The 17,116-nt window shown below is 59.4% G+C and carries 15 protein-coding genes; 5 read left to right on the top strand and 10 right to left on the bottom strand.

What is annotated here, in order from left to right; genetic code table 11:
• The first annotated feature begins 20 nt into the window (after positions 1-20).
• Entirely contained in the window at positions 21-854 is an 834-nt protein-coding gene (locus tag E2K80_RS12070; protein WP_135375234.1) for a transporter substrate-binding domain-containing protein, read from the top strand.
• 85 nt (positions 855-939) lie between these two features.
• The gene (locus tag E2K80_RS12065; protein WP_135375233.1) at positions 940-1,824 is read left to right on the top strand and encodes an amino acid ABC transporter permease; all 885 of its coding nucleotides are present in this window, start codon (positions 940-942) and stop codon (positions 1,822-1,824) included.
• 167 nt (positions 1,825-1,991) lie between these two features.
• Here E2K80_RS12065 and E2K80_RS12060 read toward each other — a convergent pair whose 3' ends face one another.
• On the bottom strand, positions 1,992-3,122 hold the full coding sequence (locus tag E2K80_RS12060; RefSeq protein WP_135375232.1) for a hypothetical protein: 1,131 nt from the start codon (positions 3,120-3,122) through the stop codon (positions 1,992-1,994).
• A gap of 95 nt (positions 3,123-3,217) precedes the next feature.
• Between E2K80_RS12060 and E2K80_RS12055 the strand changes: the two genes are divergently transcribed.
• Complete coding sequence (locus E2K80_RS12055) at positions 3,218-4,147, top strand: LysR substrate-binding domain-containing protein (RefSeq protein WP_135375231.1); 930 nt, start codon at positions 3,218-3,220, stop codon at positions 4,145-4,147.
• Between the two features lie 108 nt (positions 4,148-4,255).
• The gene (locus E2K80_RS12050; RefSeq protein WP_135375230.1) at positions 4,256-5,290 is read left to right on the top strand and encodes an aromatic ring-hydroxylating dioxygenase subunit alpha; all 1,035 of its coding nucleotides are present in this window, start codon (positions 4,256-4,258) and stop codon (positions 5,288-5,290) included.
• A gap of 295 nt (positions 5,291-5,585) precedes the next feature.
• Here E2K80_RS12050 and E2K80_RS12045 read toward each other — a convergent pair whose 3' ends face one another.
• The 9 genes from E2K80_RS12045 to E2K80_RS12005 form a co-directional block, all read right to left on the bottom strand.
• Positions 5,586-6,626, bottom strand: a complete 1,041-nt coding sequence (locus tag E2K80_RS12045; RefSeq protein WP_168193181.1) for a LacI family DNA-binding transcriptional regulator — start codon at positions 6,624-6,626, stop codon at positions 5,586-5,588.
• A gap of 14 nt (positions 6,627-6,640) precedes the next feature.
• The gene (locus tag E2K80_RS12040; protein WP_135375228.1) at positions 6,641-9,091 is read right to left on the bottom strand and encodes a beta-mannosidase; all 2,451 of its coding nucleotides are present in this window, start codon (positions 9,089-9,091) and stop codon (positions 6,641-6,643) included.
• A complete protein-coding gene (locus tag E2K80_RS12035) occupies positions 9,088-10,464 on the bottom strand; it encodes a sulfatase-like hydrolase/transferase (RefSeq protein WP_135375227.1) in 1,377 nt (458 codons plus the stop codon). Before E2K80_RS12035 ends, E2K80_RS12040 begins: the two co-directional genes overlap by 4 nt.
• Positions 10,465-11,556 (bottom strand): ABC transporter ATP-binding protein, encoded by a 1,092-nt coding sequence (locus E2K80_RS12030; protein WP_238475522.1) that lies wholly within the window; start codon positions 11,554-11,556, stop codon positions 10,465-10,467.
• Positions 11,553-12,152, bottom strand: coding sequence for a DUF624 domain-containing protein (locus E2K80_RS19635; protein ID WP_238475521.1), 600 nt, complete (start codon positions 12,150-12,152; stop codon positions 11,553-11,555). The genes E2K80_RS12030 and E2K80_RS19635 overlap by 4 nt, the downstream gene beginning before the upstream one ends.
• 4 nt (positions 12,153-12,156) lie before the next feature.
• Positions 12,157-13,062 (bottom strand): carbohydrate ABC transporter permease, encoded by a 906-nt coding sequence (locus E2K80_RS12020; RefSeq protein WP_135375224.1) that lies wholly within the window; start codon positions 13,060-13,062, stop codon positions 12,157-12,159.
• On the bottom strand, positions 13,059-13,940 hold the full coding sequence (locus E2K80_RS12015; RefSeq protein ID WP_135375223.1) for a carbohydrate ABC transporter permease: 882 nt from the start codon (positions 13,938-13,940) through the stop codon (positions 13,059-13,061). Before E2K80_RS12015 ends, E2K80_RS12020 begins: the two co-directional genes overlap by 4 nt.
• Positions 13,941-14,061: 121 nt before the next feature.
• Positions 14,062-15,309, bottom strand: a complete 1,248-nt coding sequence (locus tag E2K80_RS12010) for an ABC transporter substrate-binding protein (RefSeq protein WP_135375222.1) — start codon at positions 15,307-15,309, stop codon at positions 14,062-14,064.
• Between the two features lie 253 nt (positions 15,310-15,562).
• On the bottom strand, positions 15,563-16,330 hold the full coding sequence (locus E2K80_RS12005; RefSeq protein ID WP_135375221.1) for a LamB/YcsF family protein: 768 nt from the start codon (positions 16,328-16,330) through the stop codon (positions 15,563-15,565).
• Between the two features lie 81 nt (positions 16,331-16,411).
• On the opposite strand from E2K80_RS12005, the gene E2K80_RS12000 reads away from it, so the two are divergent.
• Positions 16,412-17,116 (top strand): type 1 glutamine amidotransferase, encoded by a 705-nt coding sequence (locus tag E2K80_RS12000; RefSeq protein WP_135375220.1) that lies wholly within the window; start codon positions 16,412-16,414, stop codon positions 17,114-17,116.

The following is a 17,116-nucleotide window of genomic DNA, read 5'->3' as shown; positions in this document are numbered from 1 at the left end:
ATCAAACAGGGAGATACCCAATGAGTTTTACACGGAGATTATTCGGGACCGCGCTTGCTGCGACCGCTGCGATGGCCATGGCCTTGCCCGCTGCGGCGCAATCGGCCCAAGATCTGGTCAATGAGAGCATCCTGACGACGATTCAGGAAGAGGGTGTCATTCGCATCGGCCTGTCGGTCTTCACCCCGTGGTCCATGCGCGACGTCAACGGTGATCTGATCGGCTTCGAGCTTGATGTGGGTCGGCAATTGGCCGAGGATCTGGGCGTAGAGGTGGAATTCGTCCCCACCTCCTGGGATGGGATCATCCCGGCCCTGATCGCGGGCAATTTCGACGTCATCATCTCCGGCATGTCCTGGACACCGCAGCGCAACCTGACCGTGGCATTTTCGGACCCCTATGCCTATTCCGGCATGGCGATCTATTCCAACATCGAGATGACCGAAGGTCTCACGATCGACGATTACAACTCGCCCGACATCACCTTCGCGGCACGGCGCGGCGCGACGCCTGCTGTGGTGATCCAGAACCGTTTCCCCGATGCAGAACTGCTGCTGTTCGATGAGGACGGCGCTGCGACCCAAGAAGTCCTGAACGGCAATGCACACGCCACGGTGTCATCGCAACCGACCCCGGATCGCGAAGTCGCGCGCTACCCAGACACGCTGCATGTCCCGTTTGATGTTCTGCTTGATCCGAGTGGCGAGGCCTTCGCTATGCGCCAGGGCGACCCGGTTGCCATGAATTTCTTCAACAACTGGATTGCGGCACGGTTGCGCTCGGGCTGGCTGGAAGAACGTCACGACTACTGGTTCGTCGGCAGTGAATGGGAAGATCAGGTGCCGGCCGAATAAGGCCTGACATCGCACCACCAACAACGATGAGGGGCGGCGGCCTTCCTGCCGCCCCTTACACCCCCCTCAGCAGGCGGATGATCCGGTGACCATATTTTTCAAAAAGCTCCGGTGGCCAGACTACCTGATCGTGGCTGTACTGCTCGGCTTCTTCAGCTACATCTGGCTCGCCATCGAAGGCAATCTGAACTACGAATGGCGCTGGCACCTGATACCGAACTACATCTACAGCTGGCATACGACCCGCGAGGAATGGTTCGCCAACCTGTTGCTTCAGGGCCTGATGGCGACAGTCCGTATCAGCATCTACGCCAGTATTCTGGCGCTGATCCTGGGCACCTTTCTTGGCGTCGCCCGATGTTCGCCGAACCTCACCATCCGCATGTTGGCACGGACCTATCTCGAATTGCTCCGCAACATTCCTCCCGTCGTTGTCGTCTTCATCTTCTTCTTCTTCCTGTCGCAGCAACTGATCGACGCGTTGAACCTGGAACGTTGGGCGCGTGGCATCGCACGGCAGGAGAATAACGGCATCTGGGAATTCTTCTTCGGCGAAATGCGCCGGTTTCCCTCGCTGATCTCGGGCGTGATTGTTCTTGCCCTGTTTGAAAGCGCCTTCGTGGGCGAGATCGTGCGCGCCGGCATCCAGTCGGTTCCGAAGGGCCAGCGGGAAGCTGCCCGGTCCATCGGAATGAGCCGCTATCAGGAATTGCGTTACATCGTCCTGCCACAGGCCCTGCACAAGGTCGTCCCGCCGATGGCCAACCAATTCATTACCTTGATCAAGGACAGTTCGATCATCTCGCTGATCTCGGTGCAGGAGCTGACGTTCAAGACCGTGGAACTCGTCGCCTCTACACGGCTGATCTTCGAAGCCTGGATCACGACGGCCGCGTTCTACTTCGTGATCTGTTTCGGGTTGAGCCGATTGTTCGCGCGGTTGGAAAATCGACGACGATCGGGCCAGTGATCTTTCGACAATATTCGAGCCCCCGCCCTATACGGCGGGAAGTTTTGAATGCCGAACGGTTCCAAAGCACCAAACAGGCGCAAGCCACCATCATCTTCTGGATCAATCAATGAGTCCTGACCCGAGACGACTGTCCAGTTTTCTGGGACCACTTCAATCCCTTTGTGTTAGACAAGTTGTGGACGCTGGGCCAAGTCAATGGCCTCATATTGGCCCGCAGGGTCCAATCCGATCTGTCGATCCGGATGGGCGAAAATCGTGGCGACGTCGGGATAAGCCTCTAGAATCCGGCGCGCGCCCGGCACGCGATCAATGTGCAGATGTCCACCTTCCCAAACCGTCACCCCATCCACGGTGATCGAGGGGTCAACCATGTTCCAGCTGATTTCACCCGGCGCATAGGCACCGCAGGTGTGGAAATGCAGAATGCGCGGATTGCCGAACGCCGTCCCGCCCCACAGCTCCGCATTTTCGTTGATCGGCCACGGATAACCGCAACCGGGATGGATGCCGGCATGCCAGGAATGCACGAAATCCCGGTCAATGCCGAACTGCCCGGCGACCCGGTCGTAATGGGCATTGGCCTTCGCCACGTCCTGCGCCGGTCCATCGAACCCGGCCAATCGGCCGTTCCGCAGCAGCGCGAAGACCTGGTCGTCGAAGTCGAGGTGATATCCATCGTAGTAGCGTGACCCCGTGCCGGTCAGGAAACCGCAAAGTGCGACGCGCCCCGAAAATTCATGGGCCGGGACCGGTGCAAAGATGGACATCGGAAACCGGAGAATACTCGTGTCACCCTTCGCCGACAGGTCCATCACCGGCCGCCCTCGGACATCGGTGCCGGCCGCGCAGGTCACATGAACGTCCATCGCGGCATCGAACATATGATTGATGGCGGATTTCAGCCCGGTAAAGGCCGCATAGTGCCCGTTGCCAAAGCCCGATGCCAAAAGTGTCTCGTTCACCGCAAAGCTGACGATGATCCTCTTTCCCGGGGGCATGTCCGAAAACCGCATCTGATCACCCAGGCGTGCCAGAAAAAGGATGATGTCCGCCGCCTCGAATTGGCGCAGAAGGTCGGGCGTCAGGTGTGGTTCTTCTGGGTTGAAGCCTACATCCGTGATACGGACGTCCAGACCAGCATCCTGCGCCGCGGCTGCGACATGGTCCGCTACCTTGTCGTCGAAATAGCCATACTCCGCCCCTTCGCGCGCGATCAGGAGTCGATCCCCTTGCTTGGCGGAGGCGCAGTTCAACAACAGGTTGCGCGCCCCGCCAGCGGCGTCGTTCAATGCCATGGCCGTCTCCAGCTGAATTCGTTGCAGGAAGGTTATATCCGACCCTCAAACTCCGCCATTTGAAAGTGGTTATCTCATGCATTAGAGTTGCTAATATGATCCTCAATCTGCCCTATGCGACTCTCCGTGCTTTCGAGGCTGTCGTGCGCCTTGGCGGGTTTTCTGCAGCAGCGGCGGAATTGGGCGTCAGCCAAAGCGCGGTCAGCCAACATGTGAAGTCGCTGGAAGAATGGTTGGGCCAGGAATTGCTGGTGCGCGGTGCCCGCCATTCCATGGCGACACGGAACGGGGAGATGCTGGCGCGCGAGATCGCGCAGGGTCTTGGCGGCATCTCCGATATGTGCAACCGCATTCGCGGCTCGGCGCGCGAAGACCGAACCATTGTGATCAGTTGCCTGCCAGGCTTTGCGTTCACGTGGCTCTTCCCACGGCTTTTGCGCTTCGACCTGGCGCATCCGGACCTTTCGATCTCCATAACCACGGATATCGGGGATCGCCCCTTCAATCCCGGTGAGGCCGATATCGGCATTCGCTACGGCCACGGGGACTTTCCTGGGTTGAATGTTGATCTGTTGATGGAAGAGCGCCTCTTCCCGGTTTGCGCACCCGTATTGCTGGAGGGTGCGCACGGGCTGAGCGATGTCAGCATGCTGCGCCATCACACCCTCCTTCAGGACGAGATCCTGAATTACGGTGCGTCCAATCCTACCTGGGAATACTGGGCGCGCGCGTGTAGCGTGCCGCTTTGGAAGGACATGCGCACCCGGCATCTTGGACAGTCGAACATGGTCATCCAGGCGGCGATCGAGGGGTTGGGTGTCGCGTTGGGCCGTGAACCGCTTGTCCTGGATGCGCTGAGATCGGGACAGCTTGTTCGGCCCTTTCCGCACATCACCGACTCGCCGCTGGCCTACTGGCTGGTCCGCCATCGACAGGCCGACAAAAGCGCCAAGGTTGCCGAGTTTCTCGACTGGGTGAAAGCAGAGGCACAAGCACAGCCCGACATCCCGGATCCCATCACATAGTTCAATTAGCCTCTCTAATGGCTCGCATTACCAATACGGGATGGATCGCGGCGCCGCCCCGACGCCATAATATGTTCCAAAGCAACCTTCCCGGAAAGGCCGTCGCTCATGTTCCTGAAAAACTGTTGGTACGTCGCTGCGTGGAGCAAGGACATCGGTCGCGAGATGATGGCGGAGACCTTTCTTGGCGAAAATATCGTCCTCTACCGCAAGGAAGACGGTACACCGGTTGCGCTGGAAAATGCTTGCCCGCATCGCAAACTGCCATTGTCCGATGGCGCTTTGGAAGGCGATCTGGTGGTCTGCGGGTATCACGGTCTGACCTTTGATTGCACCGGCATATGCACCGACAGCCCGACCCAGCGCGGCATGACACCGCGCCGCGCGGTCGTGAAATCCTATCCTGTCGTGGATCGTTACCGGTTCCTGTGGATCTGGATTGGCGACCCGGCCCTTGCCGATCCGGACCAGATCTTCGAGATTGAGCGGTTCGATGACCCGACATGGGGCAAGACCGATGGCGGCGTGATGGATATCGACTGCCACTATCTGTGGGTATGCGACAACCTTCTTGATCCAAGTCATGTGGCCTGGGTGCATGTCTCGTCCTTCGCCGGTGGCGGCACCGATGATCAACCGCTCAAGGTCGAGAAGACCGATAGTGGCGTGCAAGTGACCCGCTGGATCATGGGTCAACCGCCCTCCCCCTACTACTCGGGCCTCGTTGCTTTTAAGGGCAATTGCGACCGGTTGCAGCATTACGAGATGGTTCGCCCTGCCATTGGGTTGAACAAATCCATCTACACACCGCTTGGCACGGGCGGATACGGGTCCGAACCGGTGGAGAAGACCTTTATCAACATCTCCTACAACTTCATGACCCCGATTGACGAGGACCGGACCCGCTATTTCTGGTTCCAGCATCGCAATTCGGAACCTGAAAATCAGGAGATGTCGGAGTTCATGAACAAAGGGGCCCGCATGGCCTTTCTGGAAGACAAGGCCGTTCTCGAAGCCGTGCATCAGGGAATGAAGCACAAGGTGACACCGAATATCGACCTGGGCCTCGACGCCGGGGCGAAGACGTTCCGCCTGGGTCTCGACCGGGCGATCGGTGCAGAAAACAAGTCCGAAGCAGCCTGAAAGAGGCGCAGGCCACCCCCCTTACCAGCGGCCGCCCTTGTCGAAGGCTTACCTGCCTGGGAAAATGCCGCTGGAGCGGCTCTTTAAAGCGTTTCGACTTTATGTGGAAACGCGATAGCTCACTATCCGATTCCCTGGGACCACGTCAGACCTGAATTTCCGTAACCTGCCTGTCAAAGTCTCGTGCCATGAGCGATTGCCCCAGCCGTTTCACACAATGCCCCCTGTTCGCAGCTTCACAGGCGCCCCGGCTTTGCGCAGCCGGTGACATTTCAAGATGGTTGCAACTGGGCGCTCATCCAAGAAGGGTTTGCCCCTCGCTTACGCGCAGTTCGGTTTTGCAGATGCGCTGACAGTCTGACACGTCGGCCCCGTCCAGGCGTTTCAGCAGCAGATCGGCAAGGTTCCAGCCCGCGTCAGACCGGGAATAGTAAGAGGTGTTCAGCGGGGTGCCGATATAATTGCCGATATTGGTGCCCGTGCGAAGCGAGAAACCAAGACTGTCGCCCGCAGGGCCGAGGGCCTGGCGCACACCGGCCCGCGCGCCCAGAAAGACCAGTTCGTTCACACAGACAAAGGCATCGGCCTTCGCACCGATCAGGTCAATTGCCGTATTCCGGGCGACAGGCGCTGACAGGTCGATATGCCGGACAAGTGCAGGATCATAGGCAATGCCGGCCTCGAACAAGGCGCGCCGGTATCCTTTGAGCCGCTGGCCGACAAAGGAATAGCGCAGATCGGCATCCAGCATCGCAACGCGCCCATAGCCCTGATCAATCAGCGATTTGGTGCCCTGATAGGCGGCATATTCATTGTCGAGATCGAAATAGGCATGCGGTTGCGGCAGGTCGGTCCGGCCGAATGTCACGAAGGGTACGTTTTGTTCCAGCAGGAATTGCACCCGTTCATCCCTGGGTCTTGTGTGATCAAGGATAATGCCATCGGCATTGCGTCCCTTCACCACCTGTTGCACCCGGTCCAGCCCGATTTCATCCGTGGTGACCGGGACCGCCCGCACCGAATATTCGGTTCCCGCAAAGCGCTGATGGATGCCGTTCAGCAACCCGACAGAGCCGGAATCGCCGATCTCTTCCTCCGAGGAGAAGCTGAGGAAGGTCAGCGCAACAAAGGTCTGGCCGGTGCGCAGCTTGACCCCGTCCAGATTGCGCACATAGCCCAGTTCCTCGGCGGTTTTCTTCACCTTCTCAACGGTATCGGCGCCAATCCGTTCCCCGCCTTTCAGCGCGCGGGTGACGGTTGTGACCGAAACGCCCAGATGGTCCGCAATTGTTCTGAGCGTCACCGGGCCCCCGTCGCTTGGCTGTGGTTTGGGCACGGGTGACCTCCTTCCTATCCTTTCAGATAGCTGACCCCGGCAGGCTGATCCGATGGCGCAGCCCCGCGAGAGCGGAGCCGTTTGATGGTTTTCGGCAGGCCCGGCAGCAATGTGAAGCAATTGTCATCATAAACGGCTTCCCCGCCATGATCATAGGTGACGTAAAAGACAGGTGTGTCACTGGTCAAAGTGACCGTGGTTTCGCCGTCTTCGGTTGCCAGATCGACAGTGATGGTGGGTTCCGCCAGGGCGTAATCCTTGGGGCGTTTCGGCAGATAGTCATTTTCGCCGATATATTTCCGCTCGGTATCGACCCAGGAGAAGAACAGGAAACTGTCCTCGCCCAAACGGTCGGCAGTGACCCGCGCCACCTCGACGCTGTGGTCCGGCGGGCAGACCGCCGAGACCGTATCCAGCGTTTCCATCGCACCGCCCATCTCGACCGAGCGCAGCCCGATGGTCAGCGAAACCGGGCCGGGCGTGTCATTGACCGCAAACAGAACGATATCGCCGGTTTCCTCGTCCGGCTGCGCGGTGACCATGACCGGGTTGAAGAATTTGCGCGCCAGATAATGGGTGGCTTTCCAGCCGCCGCCATATTCCAGGCTGGCCCAGCTTGCCACCGGCCATGTGTCATTGAGCTGCCAGTACAGCGTGCCCATGCAGCGGGGTTTGTTGGCGCGCCAGAACTCGATCGAGGTTTTCATCGCCAGCGCCTGCCCGATCTGGCTGAGATAGACCATATCGGCAAAGCTTTCGGGGAAGGTGAAATAGCGTTGCAGGGTTTCCACGATCCGCGCATTGCCGCCGACATTGCGCTGATGCACCTCCATCACTTTGGACGAAACATTGCGGTCTTTGGGTTCGGCAAAGCTTTCGACGCATTTCATCGAGGGAAAGGACTGGAACCCGAATTCCGAACAAAAGCGCGGGCGGACCGTGCGGTAATGTTCAAAATCCTTCGCCTCGTGCCAGACCGACCAGAAATGCATGTCGCCCGATGTGTCGCGGTGCCAGGCATCGCCGTAATTCAGCCGTCCCATGGAAGGGGAAGAGGGCCAGAACGGTGTGCTGGGTGCCTCATCCTCAACCGCCTCTTCCAGGGCATGGTTCAGCCGGTCATACATGGCCAGATACCGATCCCGGTCGTTCATCGGTTCCTCAAACCAGCCAAGGGCACCGATCAGTTCATTGTCACCGCACCAGATTGCAAGACAGGCATGGGCAGACAGGCGCCGGATCTGCTGGCGGGCCTCAAGGCGCACCAGATCAAGCCAGGCCCGGTCATGGGATGGGTAGAGATTGCAGGCGAACATGAAATCCTGCCAGATCAGGATACCCATCTCGCTGCACATCTCATAGAACCAGTCGGCCTCATACTGGCCACCGCCCCAGATGCGGAGCATGTTCATATTGGCATCCACCGCAGATTGCAGAAGGTCGCGCACCGCCTCGGGCGTGCCGCGCTGGGGCAGGGCGTCGGCCGGGATCCAGTTGGCCCCGCGCATGAAAACCTCCCGCCCGTTGATGCGGAAGGCAAAGCGGTTGCCAATCTCGTCTTCCGAAGTGTCCAGTACCACCTCGCGCAGGCCGATGGTTTTGTGCCGTGTCTCGGCCCCGACACGCAGGATCAGATCATATTGCGCCTGTTCCCCATGACCCACAGGCCACCAGAGTCGGGGATTGTTGATCGTGACCGACAGCCGGGCGCGGTTTTCGCCCGGATAGGCGGCCACCACATCGGTGATGGTCTGGCCGTCGATGGACAGTTCCAGTTCGGCATCGGTCGGCAGGGAGGCGCTGAAGACCAGATCAACCTCAAGCGTTACAGCGCTGTCTGCATGCTGCTGGCGGATCAGCGCATCATCAAAGCGCAGCGTGTCGGTCCGGCGCAATATGACATCGCCGTAAAGACCAAGCGGGGACAGGGCGATATTCCAGTCCCAGCCCGCATGGCATTGCGCCTTGCGCAGGAAATTATACTGCGCAATCGGGTTGTTATGGGCGACATAGGGGATCGGAAAGGCCGAAGCCGCAGCCTTTTCCAGCGCGATGGCGCTGTTTGAAAGGAAGGTGACCGTCAGGGTGTTTTCCCCGGGTTTCAGGGCCTCGGTCGCGTCAAAATCCCACCGCAGGAACTGGCTGGTGCAGCGGCCGATCTCAACCCCGTTCAGGGCGACGATGGCATGGCAATCCACGCTTGCGAAACTGATCGTATAGCGCGCGCCCGCTTCGGGGGCGGCATCGAACCGGGTTTCGGCCTGCCAGCTGCTTTCGTGAACCCAGTCCAGGCTGCGTTCGGTGTCACGCCAATACGGGTCGGGGATCAGCCCGGCCTCCAGCAGGGCGGAATGCACATCGCCGGGCACCGGCATCGGAGCCGATGCGGCGCCATTGACCTGGGTAATTGTCCAGCCCTCGTTCAACAGGGTGCCGGGGGTCATTGTTGTGCTCAAATGGGTCATCTTGGGTCGTCCTCCAAATGGCTCCACGGAAAGGTAGCGTCCTGCGCCAGCAGCGAGTGCCACAGGGCCTGATCCTTCCCGTCGGGGGCGAGGTTCTGATATTGAAAGGGATCATTGATGTTGTCGTAGACAGTGACCGGTGCCGCGCTGATCCGGCGGTCATCGGACAGGGGCGCATAGACTGTCTGGGCGGGGCTGCGCAGGCCCACACCGCGAACGGTCTGAAAAAATGCGGTGCGTCCGGTATCAGCCGCGCCACCTGCCTCGGCCATAAGCGAGGCGCCATGCATATGGTCGGGCGCGGGTTGCCCGGCGGCCTCCAGAAAGCTGGGGGCCAGATCGACCAGCGAGGCGACCGCACCCGTCACCCGATGGCCCGGCACCACGCCCGGCCCGGCCATGACCAGCGGGATGCGCAGGCTTTCGTCATTCTCGGTGCCCTTCTGGACCAGCCCGTGACTGCCCAGATTTTCCCCGTGATCCGAGGTGAACACGATCAGCGTGTCGTCTTCGAGACCCGCATCGCGCACCGCATCCAGAATACGGCCCACGGCGCTGTCCATCCAGGTGACCGCCCCGTAATATTCCGCAGCCAGAGCCCGCAGGTCATAACCCTGCGGCAGGTCCATCGTGTGCGGCAGGCGGAAGGAATAGTACCGGAAATCCCAACGATAGACCTTGTACCAGTAATCCTTGTTCTCGATCCGGTCCTCATCGGTGTTTTCCCGCAGGGCAACATGGTCCGGGTCGTACATATGCAGATATTCGTCGGGCATATCCGCAACCGGGCAATGGGGCGGAGAGATGTTGTGATAGAGGAAAAACGGCTGCGTGCTGTCCGTCTTGCCTTTCAGATAGGTCACCGCCTCCTCTGCCTCGAACGCGACGCTGAACCCGTCGGGTGCGAATTCCGGCCCGCCATCGCGGGAATAGATCTGCGCGGAATGGGCATGATGTACACGCGGGATCAGATAATGGTCAAAGCCGATTTCATGAGGCCAGGAATGGATATGCCATTTGCCGATCACACTGGTTTCATAGCCGCTGTCCCGAAGGATCTCGGCCAGCGTTTTATGGGGCAGATGCGGGCGTTTGGGATAGGGGTATTCGGGCATGTTGAAATCGCCCTGCCGCCCGTCATAGGCCACATTGGTCTTGCCGCCCGTGGCTGTCCGGTTGTGCTGCCCCGAGATCAGCACGGATCGCGCGGCCATGCAGACCGGGAAATTGGTGATCGCCAGATCCCACATCGCGCCCCGGGCCGCCAGCCGGTCGATATTCGGCGTGGCCACCTGCGTACCGCCATAGCATCCAAGCTCGAACGGGCGCAGCTGATCCGAGGTGATCAGGATGATATTGGGGCGGGTCGCCATTTACAGATGCCTGCCGCTGTCGGGGTCGAACAGATGCGCCGCCGCCAGATCCCAGATCACATTATGGTTGCTGCCGGTTGCCAGTTTCAGCAGCCCGGGTTCACGCATCCGCACATGGGTGCCGGCAATGTCGATCACCATTGAGGTTTCAGAGCCGATCGGTTCACAGAATTCCAGCGAATGCGGCCCGGTGACAGTGCCGGTGGCGCCTTCCGCCGCCAGAGACAAGTTTTCCGGCCGGATCGCCAGGGTCGCGCGCTGACCGTCCTGCACCTTGCCGCGGGCGACAGAGGCCGGCAGCGGCAGCTCCATATCGCCGAAATGCGCCACGAAACCCTCCGCATTGGTGGCGATGGTCACGTCCAGCGCATTGATCTCGGGCGAGCCGATGAACTGCGCGGCGAACAGGGTGTCGGGGTGCAGGTAAAGCTCCTCCGGGGTGCCCAACTGTTCGATCCTGCCCTTGTTCAGCAGCACGATCTTGTCGGCCAGGGTCATCGCCTCGACCTGATCATGGGTCACATAGGCGATGGTGGCATTCAGCGTCTTGTGGATGCGTTTCAACTCGGTCCGCATCTCGGTGCGCAGCTTGGCATCAAGGTTCGACAGGGGTTCATCAAACAGGAAAAGCTGCGGGTTGCGCACCATGGCCCGGCCGATGGCAACCCGCTGGCGCTGACCGCCGGATAATTGCGCGGGTTTGCGTTGCAGGTAATCCTCAAGCTTCAGAACCTGCGCGACGCGTTCGACCTCGGTCTTGATATCCGCGCGCGCGGATTTGCGGATGCGCATGCCGAAGGCGATATTGTCGAAAACGCTCATATGCGGGTACAGCGCGTAGGATTGGAACACCATCGCCAGATCGCGGTTTTTGGGGTCCAGATGGGTGACATCCCGGCCGCCGATCTCGATGGCCCCCTCGTGATCCTCTTCCAGGCCCGAGATCAACCGCAGAAGCGTGGATTTCCCGCAGCCGGATTCCCCCAGAAGCACAAGAAACTCACCGGTTTCAACCGTGATATTGATATCGTTCAGCACGGTGAGCGCGCCGAAGGATTTGGAGACATTCTTCAGTTGCAATCCGCCACTCACGACAGGGCCTCCTTCTCTGAAGCATTGGGAAATCCGGCTTCTATGCCGGGAATGACAAAGCCGCTGATCAGAACGGCCCAGGCCGACAGGCCGAAATAAAGACCCACCAAGGGCTGCCAGGCCGTGACAAGGATCAGCACCGGCAGAACCGCCAGAGACAGCAGCAACCGGTACGGGGCCAGCGCCATCGCCCATTTCGCATTGACGAATGTGTCGGCAATCCCGCCCGACAGGCAGGATTTGACCACGATGCCCGCCAGCAGGCTGAGCGCGACAAAGACAAGGGCTGTCAGCAGCAGGCTGGTGGCGATCCCGGTGATCATGGCCAGAAGTGCACCGATCACTGCGAACGCGATGTAATGGGGCAGGGCAAAGGCATTCAGGGTCAGAAACTCCCGCCGGTATTCGCGCCACATGCCGGGCACGATCTGCGCGACCGTTTCATCCTCTATCCGGCGGGTGGCCCAGAGGCAGGCCGCCAGGGCGGGGGCGAAACCGAACAGCCCAAGCCCCGCCAGAGCCAGCCCGATGGTGACCAGATTGATCGCCGTCATCTGCCAGATGCGTGTGGTGAAAAGAACAACAAATCCCTGCATCATCTTACCCTTTCACCGCGCCGCGCATCATGCCGGACACGATTTGCCGTTGCAGCAGCAGGAAGGCGATCAATGTGGGCGCGATCACGATCATGATCCCGGCCATCAGGATCGCCTCGGTGGTCGAGGACATCATGTCATTCGCCCGGTAAAGCAGCATCGAGACGGTCGAATCCTCGACCCTTGGGGTGTAGAGATAGGGCAGGATGAAATCGTTATAGATGTGGATCGTGCGCAGGATCACCACGGTCGAGATCGCGGGCGTCATCAGTGGCAGAATGATCTTCCAGTAGATCTGGAAATAGTTTGCCCCTTCGATCCGGGCGCTTTCATCAACCTCGCGGCTGATCGACCCAAGAAACACGATGAAGATATAAAGCGATACGATATCCGCCCCGGAATAGAGCACGATCAGTGCCCATTTGCTGTTCACCAGGCCAAGCGTCAGGATCACCTGATACAGGGAAACCTGTGTGGTGATATGCGGCACTGCCATCACCACGACATAGGCCAGCAGGATCAGCCGCCGCCCGGGAAAGCGAAACCGGTCAACCACATAGGCCACCATGGTGCCGATCAGCGTCACGATCACCAGTGACACGGTCACCACAAACACCGTGTTGTAAAATGCCGTTCCCACCATCGCGCGGTCAAAGAATTCCCAATAATTTGTGAGACTGCCGAAATTTTCCGGCCAGTCGGTCTTTTCGCCCCTCAGCATTTCTATCGGCGTTTTGAAAGAACTGATGAAAGCGATGTAGAGCGGGGCGACCACAATGAAGGAGGCGAGGGTCAGGAACAGGTAATGAAACCCGTTCCAGAACAGTTTTTGCGGCGTCAGTTTCCGGCGCAGCCGATTGTGCCGGCCCGTATTTGCGACCGGGGGCGTGGTGGTGCTTTCGGCGGTCATTTCGTGCCCCCCCGGTCAAACAGCGCGCGTTGCAGGATGATCACCAGCATCACGAAGCTCAGCAGGATGATGGCCATGGCGGCGGCCATGCCGACGCGTCGAAACTCGAACGCCTCTTCAAGGGTGGCCATGATGAAGGTTTTTGTGCCGTTGGCCCCGCCGGTGATCAGGAAGGGCACATCGAACACCTCAAGCGATCCAACGGTCGACAGGATGATCTGAAGGCCCAGAACCGGGGCAATGGTCGGGAAGGTGATGAACCGGAACTGTTGCCACTCACCGGCGCCTTCGATCCGGGCGGCCTCGTACTGGTCCTGGGGGACGGCCTGAAGCGCGCCATAGGTGATCAGAAGCTGAAAGCCCAGATAGCGCCAGATCGAGGCAAAGACGAGCGACCATTTCACGATTGCCGGGTTCTGCACCCATTCCTGAGTATAATCGCCCAGACCCACCACATGCATCAGCGCGTCAAGCCCGCCCTCGATCTGCAGAAAATCGCGGAAGATGATCGACACCGCGACCGAGTTCAGCACGAAGGGCATGAACAGCAACATGCGGAACATGTTCGACCCGGGCATGCCACGGTTCAGGATCACCGCGAAATAGGTCGCCATCGCCAGTTGGATCAGCGAGCCAATGAAGTAATAGAGAGAGTTGATCAGCGGGCTGAGCAGAATGCGATCTTCGGTGAAGATGCGCCGGTAATTTTCAAACCAGATGAAATTCGAGCTTCGCGACAACCCATCCCAATCGGTCATCGAATACCAGATCAACTGGACAAAAGGGTAGAGGCTGAAAAGCGTCAGCATGGACAGCGGCACAACCAGAAAGCCGACAATAACCAGCCGACGCTGCGACTGCGCAGTTAACGGTCCCATAACCAGCTCCTGACAAGGGAAATCGCAATTTTCGGTGCGGCGGTGGATGTGTCACCCCCGACGGCGCAATGCCGCCAGAGATGACACAGGGGGGGGCACGTGGCGCGCCCCCGTGAGTGAGTCAGTTGCCGTTTGCCCGGTCCCAGCGTGCATTCACATCCGCGATGGCTGCTGCAAAATCATCTGCCAGGACAAGATCGCGGATATAGGTGCCCGCCATGAAGTCCAGACGGGCATCTGCCATCGCCTGCTTGAAGGCAGAGCTTGGCGTCTCGGATTCGATGATCGGCGGTTCCGGTGCCAGCAGCTCGACCAGTTGCGGCAATGTCGGTTCGATCCGGGTATCGCCGGGGATGAACCCTGCCTCATTGGCCACATCGGTCTGGGTCAGCAGAAACTCCACCCAGGCCATTGCCGTTTCCGGGTTGTCCGAATTGGCCGAGACGCCAATCGCCCAGTCGGGGTTCAGCAGGACGGCGGGGCTGCCGCTGTCATCAATCGGCAGGGGGAACATGCCAAGATCGTCCGAGACATTTTCCATGCCCAGTGCCTCACCAGAGGCGATGGCCTGCGGCACCGACCAGTTGGCCAGGAACCACATTCCGGCCTCACCGACACCCAGCATTGCCTTGGACTGGTCCCAGTTATTGGCGGTGTAATCACGTTCGGTGCAGCCTGCCTCGAACAGGTCATGCACAAAGGAAATCGACTCCCCGTAAGGTTCATCGGGCGAGAAGGGTGTGGCACTGGCCAGCGCGTCTTCGTAATAGCCGCCATCGCCTGCAAACAGCAGCGCGGCCTTGTCCCATTGCTGCATGGGCCAACCGGCACCCATGTTGATCTGGAAGGGGGTGATCCCCGCCTCGTTCAGCGCTTCGCAGGCTGCAAACAGTTCGGTGCGGGTGGTCGGGACGCTTTCGATGCCCGCGCGTTCAAACGCGCTGCGATTATAGACAACCGCTTCGGCATTGGCGCCATAGATATAGCCATAGACATTGCCATCAACGGTATAGCGGTCCACGAACATATGCGTGTCGCGCAGTTCCATATCGTTCAGTGGCAGGTAAAATTCCGCGTATTGATCCGGCGGCAGATTGTCGAGAACATTCAGAACGTCGCCATAATCGCCCGAAGCCAGCCGTGTCGGCATTTCCCGGCGATAGCCATCGACCACGATGACCTCAACATCGGTGCCGGGGTAAAGGGCTTCGAATTCTGCGGTCCAGTCATCCCACCGGCCATTTGTCTGGAACGTGCCGAAATGGGTGAAGAATGTGATCGGTCCGGTGATCTCGGCCGAGGCGATATCGCCACTGAACACCAACGCAGAAGCAGAAACGGCCAAGGCCGCCTTAATCGAATGTCGCATGATTTCCTCCCAAAGAACTATGCGAATTGTATAATGCGCAAACGATAAACCAGTCAAGGTTTAACGATTGCGCAAACGGGTCTGGTCGCGCAGGAATAGATAGCGGTTTGCTTTTTATGCAGAATCCCCGGTTATCCACATCCGCGCCGGTTTTACCTGTCAACAACCCGGTGCCCGGTGCGGGGATATGGCAGGGACGGTTTTGACCGTCAGCAGAATCATACCCGCCGGTGAGAATCCGGGAATGCCGGTCTCAATCTGCGCTGGCAGCCGGTGCGATTGTATAGCCTGCCTCTTCCAGCCCCTGTTTCAGGCGCGTCGCCATGGCAACGGCTGCAGGGCTGTCGCCATGGATGCAGACACTGTCAATTCCGGTATCCAGCTGCCTGCCGCTTTCCGAGGTGATCCTGTTTTCGCGGATCATATCCAGCACCCGCAACAGGGCATGATCCGGGTCTTCAATCATCGCGCCGGGCATTCGGCGCGGGGTCAGGTTGAAATTGTCCGCATAGCTCCGGTCGGCATAGATTTCGCGGATCGGGCGCAGATTGTACCTCTCGGCCGCCCGCGCGGTTGCGGTGCCGGGCATGACCATGAAGGCAAGCCCGGGGTCGGCGGCACGAATGCCCCGTGCGACCGCATCCGCCAGATCATCCTCATCGGCGCAGGCATTGCCAAGGGCGCCATGGGTTTTGACATGGGTGCCGGGATGCCCGGCAAGTGTGGCCATGGCCTGAAACGCACCGGTCTGATAGGCGATCAGGTTCTCGATCTCGCCTGCCGTGATGCCCGCGACCGGTCGCCGCCCGAACCCCAGAAGATCATCATATCCGGGATGCGCACCCACGGCGACACCGCGGGTCTTTGCCGTGGCGATCGTTTGCCGCATCGTTTCGGGGTCGCCTGCATGAAAGCCGCAGGCGATATTCGCGGTGCTGACCAGTGACAGCATGGCCAGATCATCGCCCATGGTCCAGGGGCCAAAGCCTTCTCCAAGATCGGCGTTCAGATCAATCCGCATGGCGGGCGGTCTCCTGTTCTGGCACTTGCGATTGGAACACCGTTGGTATACCATCATTCAGCAGCCGGAGAAAGAAATATCATGCCAGACACGCGCCTGCTTTATCTCGGAAACGGGAGGAGTTTTCAGTCAGTTGCAAAGCTTGACGAACGGTTTGAAGGCTGGGGTCTGAAGCTTGACAGATACTGGGCCTATGGCGGTGAATTCCCGGATAGTCTGGAAGGATATGACGGTATTTTCCTGTCCGGCAGCCCCCATGGCGCCTATGAAGATATCGACTTTATCACCCGCGAACATGACTTGATCACCGATGCTGCCGACAAGGGCATTCCGATACTGGGCATCTGCTTTGGCAGCCAGATTCTGGCCTCGGCGCTCTGCGGTCGCGATCAGGTCTTTCGCCGCGACCATTGCGAGATCGGATATAAGGACCTGCCGGTCACCAGGGCCGCAAAAGACGACCCTATCGCTGCCGATCTGGACGAGAACGTGCATATGTTCGTCTGGCACAATGACGAGGTGCGCGGCGATCACCCGGATATGACGATCCTTGCCTATTCCGACATCTGCCCCAATCACATCTGGCGCTATCGCGACAGGCCGTTCTGGGGCATCCAGGGGCATCCTGAAATCACGGCCGCCCAGGCCCCGGTCTGGTTTGAACAGAACCGCAGCCGGATGGAGGCAGACGGGGCCGATATCGACGTTCTGAAAGCAACTGCGGACCCGGCACTGCAGGCCAAGACGATGCTGACCCGCTTTGTGGATTTTATTGTGCAGGGCTGA

The sequence above is a fragment of the Rhodophyticola sp. CCM32 genome (assembly GCF_004751985.1).
Lineage (GTDB): Bacteria > Pseudomonadota > Alphaproteobacteria > Rhodobacterales > Rhodobacteraceae > Rhodophyticola.
The sequence above is the reverse complement of the archived record's forward strand: the minus strand, read 5'-3'. Positions and strand labels throughout refer to the sequence as shown.

Coding starts and splice junctions, on each gene's coding strand:
- E2K80_RS12010 (WP_135375222.1), bottom strand. CDS start 15,309: ATGCGACATTCGATTAAGGCGGCCTTGGCCGTTTCTGCTTCTGCGTTG.
- E2K80_RS12040 (WP_135375228.1), bottom strand. CDS start 9,091: ATGACCCATTTGAGCACAACAATGACCCCCGGCACCCTGTTGAACGAG.
- E2K80_RS12020 (WP_135375224.1), bottom strand. CDS start 13,062: ATGACCGCCGAAAGCACCACCACGCCCCCGGTCGCAAATACGGGCCGG.
- E2K80_RS12060 (WP_135375232.1), bottom strand. CDS start 3,122: ATGGCATTGAACGACGCCGCTGGCGGGGCGCGCAACCTGTTGTTGAAC.
- E2K80_RS12005 (WP_135375221.1), bottom strand. CDS start 16,330: ATGCGGATTGATCTGAACGCCGATCTTGGAGAAGGCTTTGGCCCCTGG.
- E2K80_RS12070 (WP_135375234.1), top strand. CDS start 21: ATGAGTTTTACACGGAGATTATTCGGGACCGCGCTTGCTGCGACCGCT.
- E2K80_RS12015 (WP_135375223.1), bottom strand. CDS start 13,940: ATGGGACCGTTAACTGCGCAGTCGCAGCGTCGGCTGGTTATTGTCGGC.
- E2K80_RS12000 (WP_135375220.1), top strand. CDS start 16,412: ATGCCAGACACGCGCCTGCTTTATCTCGGAAACGGGAGGAGTTTTCAG.
- E2K80_RS12035 (WP_135375227.1), bottom strand. CDS start 10,464: ATGGCGACCCGCCCCAATATCATCCTGATCACCTCGGATCAGCTGCGC.
- E2K80_RS12050 (WP_135375230.1), top strand. CDS start 4,256: ATGTTCCTGAAAAACTGTTGGTACGTCGCTGCGTGGAGCAAGGACATC.
- E2K80_RS19635 (WP_238475521.1), bottom strand. CDS start 12,152: ATGCAGGGATTTGTTGTTCTTTTCACCACACGCATCTGGCAGATGACG.
- E2K80_RS12055 (WP_135375231.1), top strand. CDS start 3,218: ATGATCCTCAATCTGCCCTATGCGACTCTCCGTGCTTTCGAGGCTGTC.